The sequence below is a fragment of the Vibrio sp. B183 genome, assembly GCF_000740665.1.
In the GTDB taxonomy this organism is placed as follows: domain Bacteria; phylum Pseudomonadota; class Gammaproteobacteria; order Enterobacterales; family Vibrionaceae; genus Vibrio; species Vibrio coralliilyticus.
Genome location: NZ_JPQB01000002.1, coordinates 84508 through 100412, shown reverse-complemented (window position 1 = coordinate 100412; position 15905 = coordinate 84508). Strand labels below are relative to the sequence as shown.

15 protein-coding genes and 1 tRNA gene are annotated in these 15905 nt (G+C 43.5%); 12 read left to right on the top strand and 4 right to left on the bottom strand.

The genetic code is table 11. The features are described 5' to 3' along the window. The first annotated feature begins 49 nt into the window (after window positions 1-49). From tolB to nadA, 4 genes are all read left to right on the top strand, one after another. Window positions 50-1363, top strand: coding sequence for a Tol-Pal system beta propeller repeat protein TolB (tolB, locus tag IX95_RS00610; protein ID WP_021454995.1), 1314 nt, complete (start codon window positions 50-52; stop codon window positions 1361-1363). Window positions 1364-1400: 37 nt separating this feature from the next. After that, window positions 1401-1940, top strand: coding sequence for a peptidoglycan-associated lipoprotein Pal (pal, locus tag IX95_RS00605; RefSeq protein ID WP_006962841.1), 540 nt, complete (start codon window positions 1401-1403; stop codon window positions 1938-1940). A gap of 15 nt (window positions 1941-1955) precedes the next feature. Continuing rightward, window positions 1956-2732, top strand: coding sequence for a tol-pal system protein YbgF (gene ybgF, locus IX95_RS00600; protein ID WP_038156002.1), 777 nt, complete (start codon window positions 1956-1958; stop codon window positions 2730-2732). 162 nt (window positions 2733-2894) lie between these two features. Continuing rightward, window positions 2895-3956 carry a quinolinate synthase NadA gene (gene nadA, locus IX95_RS00595; RefSeq protein ID WP_006962839.1) on the top strand — a complete coding sequence of 354 codons (1062 nt, stop codon included), beginning with the start codon at window positions 2895-2897 and terminating at the stop codon, window positions 3954-3956. Window positions 3957-4024: 68 nt separating this feature from the next. Here the strand turns inward: nadA and IX95_RS00590 are convergent, their stop codons facing one another. Together IX95_RS00590 and IX95_RS26595 are read right to left on the bottom strand one after the other, a co-directional pair. After that, on the bottom strand, window positions 4025-4564 hold the full coding sequence (locus tag IX95_RS00590) for a disulfide bond formation protein B (protein WP_038156000.1): 540 nt from the start codon (window positions 4562-4564) through the stop codon (window positions 4025-4027). Window positions 4565-4574: 10 nt separating this feature from the next. Then, window positions 4575-4730: a DUF5993 family protein gene (locus IX95_RS26595; protein WP_038155998.1), complete on the bottom strand. Its 156-nt coding sequence runs from the start codon at window positions 4728-4730 to the stop codon at window positions 4575-4577. Window positions 4731-5020: 290 nt separating this feature from the next. On the opposite strand from IX95_RS26595, the gene IX95_RS00580 reads away from it, so the two are divergent. From IX95_RS00580 to IX95_RS00570, 3 genes are all read left to right on the top strand, one after another. Beyond that, complete coding sequence (locus IX95_RS00580) at window positions 5021-6052, top strand: potassium channel family protein (protein WP_019275746.1); 1032 nt, start codon at window positions 5021-5023, stop codon at window positions 6050-6052. A gap of 176 nt (window positions 6053-6228) precedes the next feature. Continuing rightward, on the top strand, window positions 6229-7458 hold the full coding sequence (locus IX95_RS00575; protein ID WP_051912411.1) for a S1 family peptidase: 1230 nt from the start codon (window positions 6229-6231) through the stop codon (window positions 7456-7458). Then, window positions 7451-7810 (top strand): hypothetical protein, encoded by a 360-nt coding sequence (locus IX95_RS00570; RefSeq protein WP_038155996.1) that lies wholly within the window; start codon window positions 7451-7453, stop codon window positions 7808-7810. The genes IX95_RS00575 and IX95_RS00570 overlap by 8 nt, the downstream gene beginning before the upstream one ends. Window positions 7811-7845: 35 nt before the next feature. Here IX95_RS00570 and IX95_RS00565 read toward each other — a convergent pair whose 3' ends face one another. Further along, entirely contained in the window at window positions 7846-8415 is a 570-nt protein-coding gene (locus IX95_RS00565) for a UPF0149 family protein (protein WP_006962835.1), read from the bottom strand. A 123-nt stretch (window positions 8416-8538) separates the two neighbouring features. Between IX95_RS00565 and IX95_RS00560 the strand changes: the two genes are divergently transcribed. The 3 genes from IX95_RS00560 (at window position 8539) to IX95_RS00550 (ending at window position 11876) form a co-directional block, all read left to right on the top strand. Then, window positions 8539-10968, top strand: coding sequence for a hybrid sensor histidine kinase/response regulator (locus IX95_RS00560; protein WP_038155993.1), 2430 nt, complete (start codon window positions 8539-8541; stop codon window positions 10966-10968). Between the two features lie 224 nt (window positions 10969-11192). Then, a complete protein-coding gene (locus tag IX95_RS00555; RefSeq protein WP_006962833.1) occupies window positions 11193-11642 on the top strand; it encodes an L-alanine exporter AlaE in 450 nt (149 codons plus the stop codon). A gap of 146 nt (window positions 11643-11788) precedes the next feature. Further along, window positions 11789-11876, top strand: a tRNA-Ser gene (locus tag IX95_RS00550). Between the two features lie 77 nt (window positions 11877-11953). Here IX95_RS00550 and IX95_RS00545 read toward each other — a convergent pair. Next, window positions 11954-13801, bottom strand: a complete 1848-nt coding sequence (locus IX95_RS00545; RefSeq protein WP_038155991.1) for a 3'-5' exonuclease — start codon at window positions 13799-13801, stop codon at window positions 11954-11956. A gap of 316 nt (window positions 13802-14117) precedes the next feature. Between IX95_RS00545 and IX95_RS00540 the strand changes: the two genes are divergently transcribed. Continuing rightward, window positions 14118-14726 carry a class I SAM-dependent methyltransferase gene (locus tag IX95_RS00540; protein WP_038155989.1) on the top strand — a complete coding sequence of 203 codons (609 nt, stop codon included), beginning with the start codon at window positions 14118-14120 and terminating at the stop codon, window positions 14724-14726. A gap of 3 nt (window positions 14727-14729) precedes the next feature. Continuing rightward, the gene (locus IX95_RS00535; protein ID WP_038155987.1) at window positions 14730-15878 is read left to right on the top strand and encodes an HNH endonuclease; all 1149 of its coding nucleotides are present in this window, start codon (window positions 14730-14732) and stop codon (window positions 15876-15878) included. Window positions 15879-15905: the final 27 nt, after the last annotated feature.

Below are 15905 nucleotides of genomic sequence, written 5' to 3'. Positions count from 1 at the left end.
GGAAAAGCTTGTGTTAAAGCGACTAGTATTAGGATGTTTGCTCACAGTGATGAGCGCGTTTCAGGTAGCCAATGCGGCGCTGGAACTTGTGATTACAGACGGCATTGACTCTGCACGTCCGATCGCTATCGTCCCATTTAAGTGGGAAGGTTCAACTAAATTACCTCATGATGTATCAGCCATTATTGCTTCTGACTTGCAACGCAGCGGTAAATTCAGCCCAGTTGCGACCAGCAAGATGCCACAAACGCCATACAGTGAGAGTGAAATTAACTTTGATGCTTGGACGGGGTTAGGTGTTGACGCGCTACTAACGGGCACCATTTCGCAAAATGCGGAAGGTAACTATGTAATCAACTACCAGTTAGTGGACGTGGTTCGTGGTCAATTAACTCAAGGGCAAAGTAAAGCGTTAAGTACTGATGGCCAACTCGTGTTGTCTAAAGATCACGTGCTTTTCAACAAGCGTGCAACAGTGCCGGGGGAGCGTATGCGTGAATATGCTCACCGAATTTCAGACTTGGTATACAAAGAGTTAACTGGTGAGCGTGGTGCGTTCCTGACTCGAATCGCTTACGTTGTGGTTAACGATAAAGACAGCTATCCGTATCAACTACGTGTTGCTGACTATGATGGTTATAACGAGCGATTGGTTCTACGTTCTAAGCAGCCACTTATGTCTCCAGCTTGGTCACCAGATGGTAAGAAACTGGCTTATGTGAGTTTCCAAAATGGCCAGGCAGAAATCTTCATCATGAACATCTACACAGGTGAGCGTGAAAAAGTAACGTCATACCCTCGTCACAATGGTGCGCCACGATTCTCTCCTGATGGTAATAAACTCGCTCTCGTGTTGTCGAAAACAGGCAGCCTGCAAGTTTATACATTGGATTTGAAAACCCGCAAGTTGACGCAAATAACACGTGGTAGATCAAATAATACAGAACCATTCTGGCATCCTGATGGCAAATCACTGATCTTTACCTCGGATCGGGGTGGTAAACCTCAAATTTATCAAGTAGATTTGGCAAGTGGTTCAACCAACCGCCTTACCTGGCAGGGTCGCCAGAACCTAGGTGGGCAGATTACACCTGATGGACGATTCCTGGTAATGGTCAATCGCAGTAACTCGGGCTTCAATTTGGCAAAGCAGGATCTTGAAACGGGCGCCGTTCAGGTTCTGACAAAAACATTGCTGGATGAATCACCGAGTATCGCGCCAAACGGCGGTATGGTTATTTATAGCTCTATCTTCAACAAAACCAATGTGCTTTCAATGGTTTCAATAGATGGACGCTTTAAAGCTCGATTACCGGCAACAAACGGTCGCGTTCGTGCACCTGCATGGTCACCGTTTTTGTAGCAAGTAATAAGTATCAAAAAGTAAGGAAAATATAACAATGCAACTAAACAAAGTTCTTAAAGGGCTATTGATTGCGCTACCAGTTCTAGCTGTTACAGCATGTAGTTCAAGCGATGACGCAGCTAACGCTTCTGGTTCTGAAACTAACCAATCAACGTCTGGCTCTGCTAACGGTGTTGATACAACTGTAGTTTCACCAATCGGTGAGAACGGCCAACTTTCTGAGCAAGAGCTTAAAGAGCAGGCACTTCGTGAGTCTCAAACAATCTACTTCGCGTTTGACAACGCAACCATCGCTGGTGACTACGAAGAAATGCTAGCTGCACACGCGGCTTACCTAAGCAAAAACCCTGCACTAAAAGTGACTATCGAAGGTCACGCTGATGAGCGTGGTACTCCTGAGTACAACATCGCACTAGGCGAGCGTCGTGCAACGGCAGTTGCTAAGTACCTACAAGCACTAGGTGTTCAAGCAGACCAAATCTCAATCGTGAGCTACGGTGAAGAGAAGCCTCTTCTACTAGGTCAGTCTGAAGATGTGTACGCTAAGAACCGTCGTGCGGTTCTAGTATACTAATCAAGGAAAGACCTTATGTTCAGTAACCTTAAGCGCGTAGTTACGCTTACGTTACTGGCAAGTGCAGCGAACACTGCGTTCGCTGCACCAGCTCCAGTATCTGATCTTGGTGGTAGCAATTCAGCACCATCGTCTTCTGCCGTACCGGCAAATGAAACCGAAGTTCAACGCCTCGAGCGCTTGTTAGAAAACCGCAATCGCGTTCAGTTGCAAATGCAACAGCAGCTTGATGAAATGGCGTTGGAAATTAGTGACCTTCGTGGTCAGCTAGAAAAGAATAATTACGACATGCAGCAGATGCTGCAGCGTCAGCGCGAATTGTTTATCGAGCTTGATAAGCTTCGCGGCCAGATCAACAGCGCACCAGCAGTCGATACTACAGCTAAAGATGAGCAAGCGAAGCCTGTTGGTAAATTCAGTACTAATGTGGATGAGCAGACTGCGTATCAGAATTCCGTTGATCTTATCCTTAAGAAACGTGATTACACGGGTGCTATTGCTGCATTCCAGCAATTTCAGAAAGACTTCCCTGACTCAACGTTTGCGCCAAACGCCCATTACTGGCTAGGGCAGCTTTATTTTGCTAAGAAGCAGGATAAAGAAGCAGTTAAGAGCTTTGCCTCGGTAGTGTCTTACAAAGACTCGAATAAACGTGCAGATGCTCTGGTGAAACTTGGTGACCTTTCGCAGCGTAACAACAATGCAGTGCAAGCGAAAAAGTACTATCAACAGGTACTTGACGAGTATCCAGATAGTGCGTCTGCAAAACTTGCGGCAGAACGTATTAAGTAGATAAAAAAGGAGCGCAGAGTCGCTCCTTTTTAATACCCTCTGTACAGACATTCCATTCACTATTTACTCAGCAAGTAATTCTTGCGGAAACTGGCATCTTGATCTGGGTTAAGGTTACAATACCCGGATTACTGGAAGTTGCGTAGAGCAAGAGCAAGAGCAATGAGCCACATTTTAGATACAATCGAAACTGTTTACCCATTCCCACCGAAACCAACACCGCTGACAGATGACCAAAAGCAAGCGCACATTAAAAACATTAAAGAGCTGCTTAAAGAGAAAGACGCGGTACTGATCGCCCACTATTACACTGACCCTGAAATTCAAGCGCTTGCTGAAGAGACCGGAGGGTTTGTTGGCGATTCACTAGAGATGGCCAAGTTTGGTAACCGCCACCCTGCGAGCACACTGATCATCGGTGGTGTGCGCTTTATGGGCGAATCTGCAAAGATTCTGACGCCTGAAAAACGCATTTTGATGCCAACGCTTGAAGCGGAATGTTCATTAGACTTAGGCTGTCCAGCGGATAAATTCACAGAGTTCTGTGATGCGCACCCTGATCATACAGTCGTAGTTTATGCGAATACGTCAGCGGCGGTGAAAGCTCGTGCTGACTGGGTAGTGACGTCAAGTATTGCCTTGGAGATCGTTGAGCATTTAGACGCTGAAGACAAACCTATTATCTGGGGTCCTGACCGCCATTTAGGTTCTTACATCGCCAATCAAACCGGTGCTGATATGCTGTTGTGGCAAGGCGAATGTGTTGTACACGATGAGTTCTCTGCTGATGCATTGCGTAAGATGAAAGGCCTCTACCCTGAAGCGGCGATTTTAGTACACCCTGAATCGCCAGCGAGTGTAGTCGAGCTGGCGGACGCCGTCGGCTCAACCAGCCAACTGATCAAAGCGGCTAAAGAGCTACCTCAGCAAAAAATGATCGTTGCGACTGATAAAGGTATCTTCTTCAAGATGCAGCAACTGGTGCCTGAAAAAGAACTGATTGAAGCACCTACTGCTGGTGCAGGTGCCACTTGTCGTAGCTGTGCGCATTGTCCTTGGATGGCAATGAACGGTCTGAAAGCAATCGAAGAAGCATTGCGCGATGGTGGAGAACAACACGAAATTTTCGTTGATGAAGCATTACGTGTGAAATCGCTTATCCCATTAAATCGTATGCTTGATTTTGCAGAGCAACTGAACATGCAGGTTAAGGGTAACGCTTAAATCTGCATGGAAATAACTCAAAAGCCAGCTTAGTTAAGCTGGCTTTTTTGTCTCTGACTAACCATGTTCTAGTTAAGCAGCCAGTAACTTACAGGGTTATCTGGGCACTGGTATGGCCCGCATTCGACAAATGTCGATAGCATATTGAGTGCCACTACCGATATCGCAAGCAGGCACATCCAACGACTGATCTTACTCATTTCGAAAGGTTCTGTATTCCAAGCCTCGTTCCACAGCATTAGCAGTATCGCGACAGCCAAAACAGTTGCTGAGAACAAGACGAACGCCCAAGTGTAGTAATGCATACCAAAGATAGCGCTGCCATACCCAGGAGTACCAGGGATAACGTGTAATGAGACTTGGCGCAGAGCAGTCGCCGCCCCAAACAGCGCCCCTATCAACACGACACCATAATGTTGTTGTTGTGGACCGTATTTTACGTTGAGCAGAAAGCCAAACATCACCATGACAAAACCAATGCGCTGAAGTAGGCAAAGGGGGCATGGCAGCTCGTTGAGCGAGAATTGGAGGACAAAGCCAATTAGTAAGACTAACGTCATGCCGAAAAGGCCGAGCGTATTAAGAATATTGATTTGATTTCGATTCATCGTGCTCTCCTTACAGCAAAATAGAAAGAGCGTCGTTGGCATGGTGGTTAAACCAATACAAACCAATCAATATCGATGTGGCAAACAGAATGTAGCCAAGTGACTTTTTGCCGCAGAATGCGAAAAGCATCGCAGCAAGAAGTACTAAAAAGATGAAAGACATCATGTGAAAACCCTTACTTTCTTATCTTAATTACAGCGAGTTTAATACTCGTCTATCCCCAACATAGACCTAGCCGATTTGAGATTCGATAGATAAACGCAAAACCTAAGATTGCAGAAAGCGAGCGTCGGTGTGTAAGCCGCCCATTTAAACGTTATTACGCTGATTTTGCTGACTATAACCGTATAGAAGTGACAAGGGATCAACAGTTTAATACAGGGAATTGGCTCATCGGTCCTAAGTGAGTTAACCTAGTTAGAATATTGATAGTAATCAGTCGAGTAACAGGAAATATGTCAGTTTGGTTTGTTTTCAAAAAGTGGTTGAAATCACGATTATTCCAGCTGAGTAATCGCAATCTGATCATTTTGCTGCTGGCGTATGTGGCTTTGTCTTGGGGAATGTTGGTAGTTAGTGGTGAAACGGCACTGACTGAAGATATCTCCACTTTTGTTTATTACCTCATGGTCACGGCATCGACAGTCGGATATGGCGATTTGTCTCCGACAACAGCAGCAGGAAAATGGGTGGTGATTTTATTCGTCATACCTGGCGGATTAACCTTATTTGCTGCTCTTGTTGGTAGGTTAGCTTCGGCATCAGTAGATTATTGGCGCGCAGGAATATTAGGAAAACGGAGAGTTGGTGTGGAAAATCATATTCTGCTTTTAGGTTGGAACGGTCAGCGTACTATGCATTTAATTCGTATGCTGCAACATGAAGAAGAAGGGAAACGACCTATCGTATTGTGCAGTAGATCTGATATCGAGAATCCTTTACCAGGAGAAATCGGCTTTGTAAAAGTGACTAGCTACACCGATGAGCAGGAGATGGAAAAGGCATCGGTCGCACAGGCCAGTTGCATCGTGGTCGATAACTTGGAAGATGATATTACGCTATCTGCGGCGCTTTACTCAGCCAACGTGAACCCAAAGGCGCACCTATTAGCTTATTTCAAAGATGAAGCGTTGAGCCAATTGCTCAATCAACATTGCCCGAATGCTGAATGTATTCCAGCCGTTGGAGCCGAAATGCTTGCCAAAGCCGCTGTAGACCCGGGATCTAGCGCTCTTCATCAAGAGCTGCTCGCTTCCACTAGAGGAATGACTCAGTACTCAACAACCTACCCAGAAAGCGCTTCTGCAACAGATGTGCAGTCTATCTTTGTTTACATTAAACGTGCTTACCAAGCGACACTCATCGCGATTGATACCGGAAAAGGGATCGAACTCAACCCCGACTTAGAAAAGGTTATCCTTCCAGGAACTAAGTTGTTTTACATCGCAGATGAGAGGATAGAGCGGATTGATTGGAGCAAAACTTGAGCGTTGAACTGTAGGCTCTCATTAGAGAGTGTTTTACTTTTGCGTTGCTAAAGTAGTCTCTAAAAAGAGAAATACGTTACATCTTGTCCATTTTCTTTCTAATGCATTGATTTTGTAAATACTTCATTTATTGTGCTACCGAGTATTTGCACTATCAATAAAAAAGGAAGAAATATATGCAAAAAACGTTAGTGGCTTTTGCGGTGAGTATGTTGATGCCTATGGCTTCTAATGCTCAAGAGTCAATGACCTCTCTTAACGAGATTAATACTAGGATTATCAATGGTTCAGTGTCTGGAAAGTCTGACTGGCCATTTATGACAGCCCTTATTAAAAATACATCAAGCGACGCGTATACCGGTCAGTTTTGTGGCGGCAGTTTTATTGGCGGGAAGTATGTATTAACTGCTGCACACTGTGTGGATGATAAAGCGGCTAGTGAAATTGATGTATCGATAGGTATTCATGATCTAAACAATGAAGCGACAGAAGGTCAGCGTGTAGCAGTACGTGCTCATTACATTCATCAAGATTACAACGCATCAACTGCAGTGAATGATATCGCTATTCTAGAGTTGGTAAACGATGTTACGGCGACTCAAGTAGCACTTGCAACTGAAACAGAAGTGAACAATTTATCTGTAGGTCAAAGCTTGACTGTCATGGGATGGGGTAACCAAAGTACTACAGGTAAAGTGTACCCAACAGAACTGTATCAGGTTGATCTACCTTATGTTGATAGAGGTACTTGCCAAAACTTAGGTGGCAATTACGCTACTGTAGGAACAGATGCTATTTGTGCGGGTTATCAAGCAGGTGGAAAAGACTCTTGTCAGGGGGATAGCGGTGGGCCATTAGTTGTCAATGACGGCGGTACCCATAAACAAGTGGGTATCGTAAGTTGGGGGGATGGTTGCGCTCAAGCTAACGCTTATGGTGTTTATTCAAACGTTGGATATTTTGATACCAATGGCTGGATCAATAAGAAAACTGCAAACGTCAGCTACACCCAAGATATTTTACTGAGCTCTAAAAGTGGCGAATATTCCTATAGTCTACCAATCCGAAACTACGGAGCAGAGTCCTTTGATGTGACGAACATTACCACTCCGTCAGGCGTCACTTTAGTTTCAAATAATTGCTCGTCAACTTTAAACCAAGGTGATTCTTGTTCTATAGACATTAAAGTAGATGCTTCTACCGTTTATGCGTCATCAAACCGTGCCACGATGAAGGTCGCTACGGATCATAGTGTGGCTGGCGAGCTGGATATGCATATCATATATAGCTATGGAAACACTGTGGCAAATGGTAGTGGTGGAAGCGGTGGTTCAACGTCCTACGGCCTAATGCTATTAGCTGTATTGGGCTTTGTGAGCAGAATGAAAGAGAGAAAAAATGTTTAAGTGGTGTACTAGCCTACTGTTGGCTCTTTCAGGGCTAAGTCTGGCTGCGTGTAACTCAACGTCTAGCAACGTGAATCAAACTAATCTTGAGGTGCCTCTTGAAAGTCATAAGGTCAGCGAAGGGCGGATATCTTTTAAGGCAGTTTCCACAGGATGCAGCTCGAATGAAGACTTTGTAATTCGTGTTGATAGTGAGGATGCAGAGAAAGCCGGGATATCGATAATTCGAATCAAGAAAGACCTTTGTAAACGAATGCCTGCTTATGAAGCGTTTGAGCTACCTTTATTGGAGTCAATAAAGGACAAGCGTATTACGGTCAATAACCCGAAGGGTGAGGCTATTCGAAAGTAAGTAAAAACAAAGCCGGCTAAAAGCCGGCTTTGTTTTTATTCCGCTTCCACCAACATGGAGCCGCGCATTGCTAGGCCACATAACATAGTTGGGATTGCATTAAATATCTCTTCAAACTGCTCTAAGCCTTCAATACCTTGCTCAGCCAATGTAGCGATTGAAGTCTCTGGGTCGTAAAGCATGCTAAGAGAGAGCAGTACACCGCCAAGAAGGGCGCTGTCTTCGCTGTCTTCAGGCATGATGGTTTCCCAGTCATCTCTGGCTAGCTGCCAGCCTTGCAAAACACCTTCACAGAAATCACGTGCTTCCTGATTAACGATATCCGCTTCATCCAGCGAACATTCGCTTGGCCATACCCACTGGTTTTCTAGTAAAGCAGGGCGGTATTCGTTCCACATTGCAATAATCAATTCAATGTAAGTTTCTAGCTGCTCGCCATCAGAAAAAGGCGCAACTTCTTCTCCACCCCATAGAAAAGGAAGCCATTCTTGAGGCGGCAATACATTGGGTGCAGCAGCCATAGCTGTAACGAATCCTTGAGTTTTTGGCTCGTTGATCAGTCGGTTTTCCAGTTCTGGCTGAGAAAGGATTTCTTGTAGTGTCAAAATGAATACCAAACGGGTTTGATGAAATTGGGCTAATACTAACAGCCAAAACGAGACATAAAAAGGTGGCAGCTTTGTTATCTTCGCTATAATTGGAGTTAAACGGACAAAATTCAAAGGCTTATGGAAATTCGTTCCTCCCTCAAAAGAAAGAGCTTTTTGGCGCTCGCCATGTATATGGCGTTGCTGATTGCGATCATTGGTACTGTGAGCTATTTGGTGGTGGAGCCACCTATTAGGGATCAGTTAGAAAAGAATTTGGACCTGAGAACGCAAATAATAGCCGCTGAGATCAAAGAGCCTTTGAACAGTTCTCTGGGCATACTCCAGAGTGTGGTCAGTATCGGTAATACTCATGAATCGCAGAGCCATCAAGAAGAGATGCTGTTTGAGTTATTTTCGGTAATCGATGGCGTCGCGGTCAGTGGTGGACTTTGGCCAATTCCTTATTCAATCGAGGAAGGCAAAGCTTATAAGAGCTTGTTTTTCAATCGAGCCAGTGATGGGCAGGTAGATCAAGTATTCTCTTGGGATAATCCAGAGTCTGGAGGCTATGACAAAGAATCTTGGTATACCTCTGTTGTTGGTAAGCCAATGGGCACGGTTTCTTGGTCACAGGTGTATATCGATCCTTTTACCCATGTCCAGATGATCACCGCTTCTTCTCCTTATTACGTCGATGATGCTTTCGCCGGTGTAGCAACGGTAGACATATCGCTCGAAAGCCTAGTTGCTTTTGTACGTAAGCATGCCGAAGAGTACGAATTAGGCGTGGTGCTAAAAGACTCTTATGGTGATGTCATTACTGAGCACAACTTCCAGGTAGTGGAGGGAATTTACATCAGTAGTACCGACTTCGGCGACTTTAAATGGTACATCGATGTTGTGAATGCAAACCGCTTGGTAACAGAGCAAGTCTACGATCTAGTATCTAAAGTCGAAGCTGGCATCATACCGATTATGCTTGCTTGTGTGATGATGGGGTATTTCCTTATCAATCGCTTCCTTATTTCACCCATCGTGATTATTGCTCAGAAAGTTGATGACTCTATAGAAGGAGGCATCATTGATTTACGTTACAACAGTCAAGATGAGATTAAACACCTGATCGAGACATTTAATCAAAAAACCGTATTCCTAGAAGCCGAAAAGCAAAAAGCCCAAGCTTCAACCAAAGCGAAAAGCGCCTTTTTAGCCACATTATCACACGAGATTAGGACGCCAATGAACGGCGTACTGGGCACTGCTCAGATATTGCTTAAAACAGACTTGAGTGAAGAACAGCAGAAGCACATGAAAACGCTCTATGAGTCTGGCGACCATATGATGACGCTGCTCAATGAAATTCTCGATTTCTCTAAAATTGAACAAGGCCATTTGGAGCTTGAAAACAATCCGTTCCCGCTAGAGGCCATCATTGGCAGTATTAATAGTGTCTATTTTACACTGTGCTCTGAAAAAGGGCTGCAGTTCAAGGTTTATTCCGAAGTGCCACCTGATCGCTGGTATATGTCAGACAAGGCACGCCTGCGTCAGATACTATTCAACTTGCTCAACAATGCGGTCAAGTTCACCTCACGCGGATATGTTGAGGTGTATTTCAAGGAGGTAGAAAAGCAGGGGCAAAACTACTTAGAAATCAAAGTCCGAGATACGGGAATAGGAATAGCAAAAGAAGCTCAACAAAAGATATTCAAACCTTTCGAACAAGCGGAATCTTCCACAACTCGCCGATTTGGTGGCACAGGCTTAGGCTTGGCGATCGTCAAGCAGTTGTGTGGCCTCATGAATGGTAGCGTGACATTGACCAGTGAGCTAGGTATTGGTACCAGTTTCGATGCTCTGGTTGCTATGGACCGCTGCGAGCCTCGAAATCAAGACGCGAAAGAGCACCGCAAGTTGAATTATAACGGCCTGACGGCACTGATTGTTGAAGATAACAGGACCAATGCCATCATCATTAATACCTTCATGAGTAACAAAGGTTTTGAGTGTGAAGTGGTAGAAAATGGTGAGTTGGCGATCCATGCGATAGCAAACAATGAATATGACTTAATTCTAATGGACAACCACATGCCAGTAATGGATGGCGTGGAGGCTACTTCTGCAATCCGCTCACTTCCTAGCTCTAAATCTAAAATCCTAATATTAGGCTGCACAGCTGACGTATTTAAAGAAACCCGAGAGCGTATGCTTGGAGTGGGGGTTGATTACATTGTCTCGAAGCCTATTGATGAAAACGAACTTGGCGATGCGCTCTATCGATATTCTGAACGCCTTTATCAATATAAACCCACACTATTAAAGAGTTCGAATGCTGAAGATGAAGAGACAGAGTCATTGTTGCTGGCGTTCTATATGGCTCTAGAGAATGGTGACCTAGAAGAAGCACAAGAGCATTTTCAAGCCCTGAAAGCGGCGACAACAGGCATTGAAGATAACCACTTGGAAGAAACCCTGAAAGCGATACAGATGAAACTTACACTAGGGGAGGTTCCTTCCCAATCAGATTTGGACGTATTAACGGTTCTGCTAAAAGATTTCTGTAAGTAAATTACCTGATTTTGATTGTTTTATGAGCGTTATCAAGGTTTGTAGCGAATTACTCTAACTTTTTTACTGAGTTTGGTGGTTTATTTACCACTTTTGTTTTTATTTGAAATCTAAAACTATATAAATCATGAAATAATAGTCTCATATGCTGGTAATTTGAATTTTATCCAGTTTATATCACTGTCTTTATTGTTCTAATTTGGATTTATATACTGAGGTTTTAGATGAAGCCGCGTGGGCCGTTTTGTATTCGTAATGCAGCAGCAGACACTTTTGCTATGGTGGTATTCTGCTTTATTTCTGGGATGATCATAGAAATCTTTATTTCAGGGATGACGTTCGAACAATCTCTGGCTTCGCGAACTCTTTCTATTCCCGTGAATATTGCGATTGCCTGGCCATATGGCATGTTCCGAGATTTCATGCTCAGGCAAGGTGAGCGAGTCTCATCCACAAGTATGATGAAGAATATGTCCGACTTGCTTGCTTATGTACTGTTTCAATCACCAGTGTATGCTGCGATCTTGTTTGCAGTTGGCGCATCAAGTGATCAAATCCTAACGGCGGTAACCTCGAATGCAGTGATCTCATGTGGAATGGGTGTCTTGTATGGTTACTTTCTCGATATGTGCCGCAAGTGGTTTAGAGTACCGGGTTACTATCAGCAAGCCTGATTTTGCAGGAAATCTGGTCGAATTAGCCATTAAGTAATCAAACGATCAATGAGTGACGCTTTTTTTCCTCATTAGGCTTGACCTAACCTAATAGAATCATTAAATTAGCGCCTCGTTGGTGAGCAAAACCAACCACAATTTGATTCGGTGAGTTGTCCGAGTGGCTGAAGGAGCACGCCTGGAAAGTGTGTATACGGCAACGTATCGAGAGTTCGAATCTCTCACTCACCGCCACATTTAAAACCCTAGCAGAAATGCTGGGGTTTTTTCGTTGTACCTCTATGAATATGAGCACAACAATATGGTGGTTATCATGAGATAGCTATTGATAGTTGTTCACTGAACGTATTTTGTCTGTGGAAAGTGGTGAGTAAGTTTTTTGTTGCTCGTGTAAAACCGACATACATTACGCGAGCTGCATCTACTTCTTCGTCTTTATCTTTAGGCAGATAGCTTCCATCGATCATCACAACGGTTTCAAACTCCAGCCCTTTACTGCTCCTAACGGGAATAAGATTTATCTTATCTGCACTTGGGTCGTATCTCTTTTTATAAGACGGGGTCGCTAACCATTGAAATGGCACGTTAGAACCTTTTAATACATCAGCCATAGCCCTACCGGATGAATGGGTGGGGTATAAGATTGCAACTTCTTTCAAATCTTTGCCTTTCGCAATCCAGTGTTTTACGCAACGAAGAACAAATTCAGTCTCCTGAACCAGAGTGTCAAACTTCTTCAAGATAGGCGCATCTCCTTTGCATCCTGCTCCTTCTGGTTCTATTAGTGGTATCTCTTTGTGCTTGAAGCCTTCAAAGTACTTCTTAGCGAATTTGTATGAGAAGTCTAAGATTTCTCTGGTGTTCCGATAGTTGAGCTTGAGAATTGTGGTTCGGCCTTGAGCCTGAATACCTACACTTGATAGCGAAAAATCCAGTCCGGTGCTTTTCTTATAAATGGATTGAGCATCATCATATAGGAGTAAAAGTGAGTTAGTATCCGGATCAACCATCTTAGTAACTAATGTTAACCATTCGGGTTCAAAGTCGTGGCCTTCATCGATTAACACTGCACCATATTGACCTGATGGGATTTGACCAAATTCGACACCTTGAATGACTGTTTCAACGCTGAGTTCAAATGGCTTTCGGTCTTCATTTTCGATGGGGTTTACATGATAGGTTTTGATCTGTTGTCCACACCAATCGTGGAAATGATAAACTTGCACCCTAGCAGAAATCCCTTTTTCTTCGATAAATGAACGCAACTTAGCAGCCAAAGTGATGTTGTAGCAAAGGACCAAGATTGGCTTATTTAGCGTGTCTGCTAGATGTAGGCATCGGTAGCCAAGAATTAAGGTTTTGCCTGATCCCGCAACACCATGAATGACACGATGGCCGTCACCCAAGCTTCTAGCAAGCTGTTCTTGCTGAATGTCCATTATTTTAACTATATCTGGAATCGTTTCAGAGGCATTCACCTCGTGATCCAATGGTTCGGGAAATAGAGAAACTTGCTGCTGAACAATTCGAACTTCAGGGTAGAGGTGCCAACGAATACGATCGATTTGAGGCAGAGACAGCATATAGTCAAATTTATAGTTGAACATTTCCCATAGGCGAGCTTGGAAGTGTTCGGGATCAGCGGATTCTGTCATTTCATCACTACAAATGACAAGATGGCTCTGAAGAACACTCTCTTGTGCATCTATTGGAATTGCGTCGTTTAACTGCTTTCGAGAGACAAAAGGAAGTACGACACCATAACCATAAGGGAAACATAGTTTACCTTGATATTTAGGGTTCTTGCTGAGGAGCTGTTTATCTTTAGTTAGCTTATTAGCCACGGTATAGGCGCATTGACGAACTTGTTCAAGAGGGTTCGCTAAGGTTTTCAAACCACTATTTGTAAATAGCTCAACTTGCTTAGCGTTAATTGATTTGATGTTTTCTATCTTCCAGTCTTTAACTTCAAGAAATAGAAGGCCGCGTTGAGGATGCAGAATGGTAAAATCTGGGTAGCGGCGACGTTTTCCGACAGGAATGTCAAACCAGCAAAGGTAATCACTTTCCAGAAAAGACTCTAAACGACGAGCAAAACGCTTTTCTCCTCGTTCCATTTTGGTTAAACAGGAGTTCAACGAAGGAATAATCTCAGCCATACAAATCCATTAGCTTTACAATTTGTGATAATGTACGTCGTAATCATTGTGCAACTAAATGACTATGTTCATATAGTTAGATCTAACTCTCATATTGAGTGGCCTAAATTCTAGATTTTTGAAAGACGGGTGCTTGTAATTGCCGATTGTGGCTTCATTTCATTGTGTTGAAATGCGGTGGATTTGGTTGAGGCCTTGATAAGGTGATGATAACTCTTGATCTGCCATCACAATCACTCATTATTTTCTAATACTTTATCGTGTTATGTAATCAAGCCGTATATTATCTTTGGCATGGTAATAGGCGGTTAGACTTATGTCCTCAACAGCTTCATTTTACGAAAAAAATGCTATAAAGCTTGCTAAGCAATATGACTCTCTCAAGTTTGAATCTGTTCACAAATCTTGGTCTGCATATTGGCCGAATTCTGGTGTTAAGGTCTTAGATGTTGGTGCTGGGTCTGGACGTGATGCTCGGTGGTTTTCTGAACGTGGTTGCTCTGTAGTTGCAATTGAACCCTCCCAATACTTACGCGAGATTGGAAAGCAAAAATGTTCTGATAAAGTCGTCTGGCTAGCAGATTCGTTACCTAGCTTGGAACAAGCTATATGCCTTGTGGAGCAGTATGATGTAGTCATGCTGTCAGCCGTATGGATGCACCTTCCAGTTAATCAACGAGATATGGCTATAAGGGTGCTATCAAATCTTTTGTCAGATAATGGGCTTCTGGTCATTACATTACGCCACGGTAAATTTAAAGACAGTCGTGAGACCTTTGGCGTCTCTGTGTCTGAATTGGAAAGGTTATGCAGAGATGTTGGCTTGTTCGTCCTTTATGTCACTGATGACGAGGATGCGCTGCAAAGAGAAGAAGTGTCATGGCAAACCGTTGTCATAAAGAAGTCTTCAGCGATGGAAGGATAAGTTATGTCGCACGAATACTATGTAGATAAATTTCGCAATCTGAATATGAATATCGCTCGTGGTAAGAAGAGCCCGCATAAAGTGTGCATGCTATTGGCGGTTATGGATTTAATTCAAGCGGGAAACATCACTTCAAACAAGATTGAATTGAATCAGGCGCTAAAGGATAGGTTCGCGGATCACTTCAACAACCTTGCAGAAGGGAATGATAAGAATACACCGGAGAATCCGTTTTTCTTTGTCAGAAGTGAAGGGTTTTGGCATCTTTCCTATAACCTTGGCTATGAGGAAAAGGGTACTAGTCGATACTCGTCTAAAGCTATCGAGTACGCTTACTTAGACGATGAACTTTTTGTTTATATGAAGAGTTTTATCGTTACCAATGAGTTCAAGGAAGCCTTAGTTTCAAATCTTACTGATTTAGCTTCACACTACTATCTGTGGCTTATGGACATTGGAAAGTCAGAGAAAACAGCTAACAACTATCTTGGAGCGGTTCGTGGTTCCATTTCTAACTGGTTAATAGATGAAGGAGAGATACGTGAGCCACTCACCGAAGTTACATCTTATCGTCAATTTGTCCAGTATGAAGAAAAGGTTAAGCAGTTGGAAGTCTTTAAGCTGAGAGACCTAAAAGGGAAAGGTATGTATAGTGCTGCATTATCCCACTATCATAAGTTTTTAGCTGACCTAGCTCAAATTGACGTAAATGCAGATATTCGACAGGTTATGTCAGATCAGAAGCTGACAGACACCGAGAAGAGCATTATGGTTAAGACCAGAATGGGCCAAGGGCATTTTAGATCTCAGCTGGTACAAATGTGGGGTGGTTGTGCTGTGACAGGGTATAGAAATACTCAGCTATTGCTTGCCTCTCATATAAAACCTTGGCGCCAGTCAAACAATAAGGAACGGTTAGATAAGTTTAATGGGCTACTGTTGTTAGCTAACCTAGATAAAGCATTTGATCTGGGGTTTATCTCCTTTGATAACAATGGAAAAGTTCTTATCTCTGATTATCTAGAAACACCAGAGGTTATAGGGCTTAGAGAAGATATGTCGTTTAGGATTATGCGTGAACATAAACCATATCTAGCACACCATAGAGATACGTTGTTTAAGGGGAGTCGAGCATTGTATACAGCACCTTAGGTACAATGTAGCTATGCTAAGCACATA

Bases quoted from the DNA above. Each gene is read 5' to 3' on its own strand.
- tolB (WP_021454995.1), top strand. From the start codon at position 50: ATGAGCGCGTTTCAGGTAGCCAATGCGGCGCTGGAACTTGTGATTACA.
- pal (WP_006962841.1), top strand. From the start codon at position 1,401: ATGCAACTAAACAAAGTTCTTAAAGGGCTATTGATTGCGCTACCAGTT.
- ybgF (WP_038156002.1), top strand. From the start codon at position 1,956: ATGTTCAGTAACCTTAAGCGCGTAGTTACGCTTACGTTACTGGCAAGT.
- nadA (WP_006962839.1), top strand. From the start codon at position 2,895: ATGAGCCACATTTTAGATACAATCGAAACTGTTTACCCATTCCCACCG.
- IX95_RS00590 (WP_038156000.1), bottom strand. From the start codon at position 4,564: ATGAATCGAAATCAAATCAATATTCTTAATACGCTCGGCCTTTTCGGC.
- IX95_RS26595 (WP_038155998.1), bottom strand. From the start codon at position 4,730: ATGATGTCTTTCATCTTTTTAGTACTTCTTGCTGCGATGCTTTTCGCA.
- IX95_RS00580 (WP_019275746.1), top strand. From the start codon at position 5,021: ATGTCAGTTTGGTTTGTTTTCAAAAAGTGGTTGAAATCACGATTATTC.
- IX95_RS00575 (WP_051912411.1), top strand. From the start codon at position 6,229: ATGCAAAAAACGTTAGTGGCTTTTGCGGTGAGTATGTTGATGCCTATG.
- IX95_RS00570 (WP_038155996.1), top strand. From the start codon at position 7,451: ATGTTTAAGTGGTGTACTAGCCTACTGTTGGCTCTTTCAGGGCTAAGT.
- IX95_RS00560 (WP_038155993.1), top strand. From the start codon at position 8,539: ATGGAAATTCGTTCCTCCCTCAAAAGAAAGAGCTTTTTGGCGCTCGCC.
- IX95_RS00555 (WP_006962833.1), top strand. From the start codon at position 11,193: ATGAAGCCGCGTGGGCCGTTTTGTATTCGTAATGCAGCAGCAGACACT.
- IX95_RS00545 (WP_038155991.1), bottom strand. From the start codon at position 13,801: ATGGCTGAGATTATTCCTTCGTTGAACTCCTGTTTAACCAAAATGGAA.
- IX95_RS00540 (WP_038155989.1), top strand. From the start codon at position 14,118: ATGTCCTCAACAGCTTCATTTTACGAAAAAAATGCTATAAAGCTTGCT.
- IX95_RS00535 (WP_038155987.1), top strand. From the start codon at position 14,730: ATGTCGCACGAATACTATGTAGATAAATTTCGCAATCTGAATATGAAT.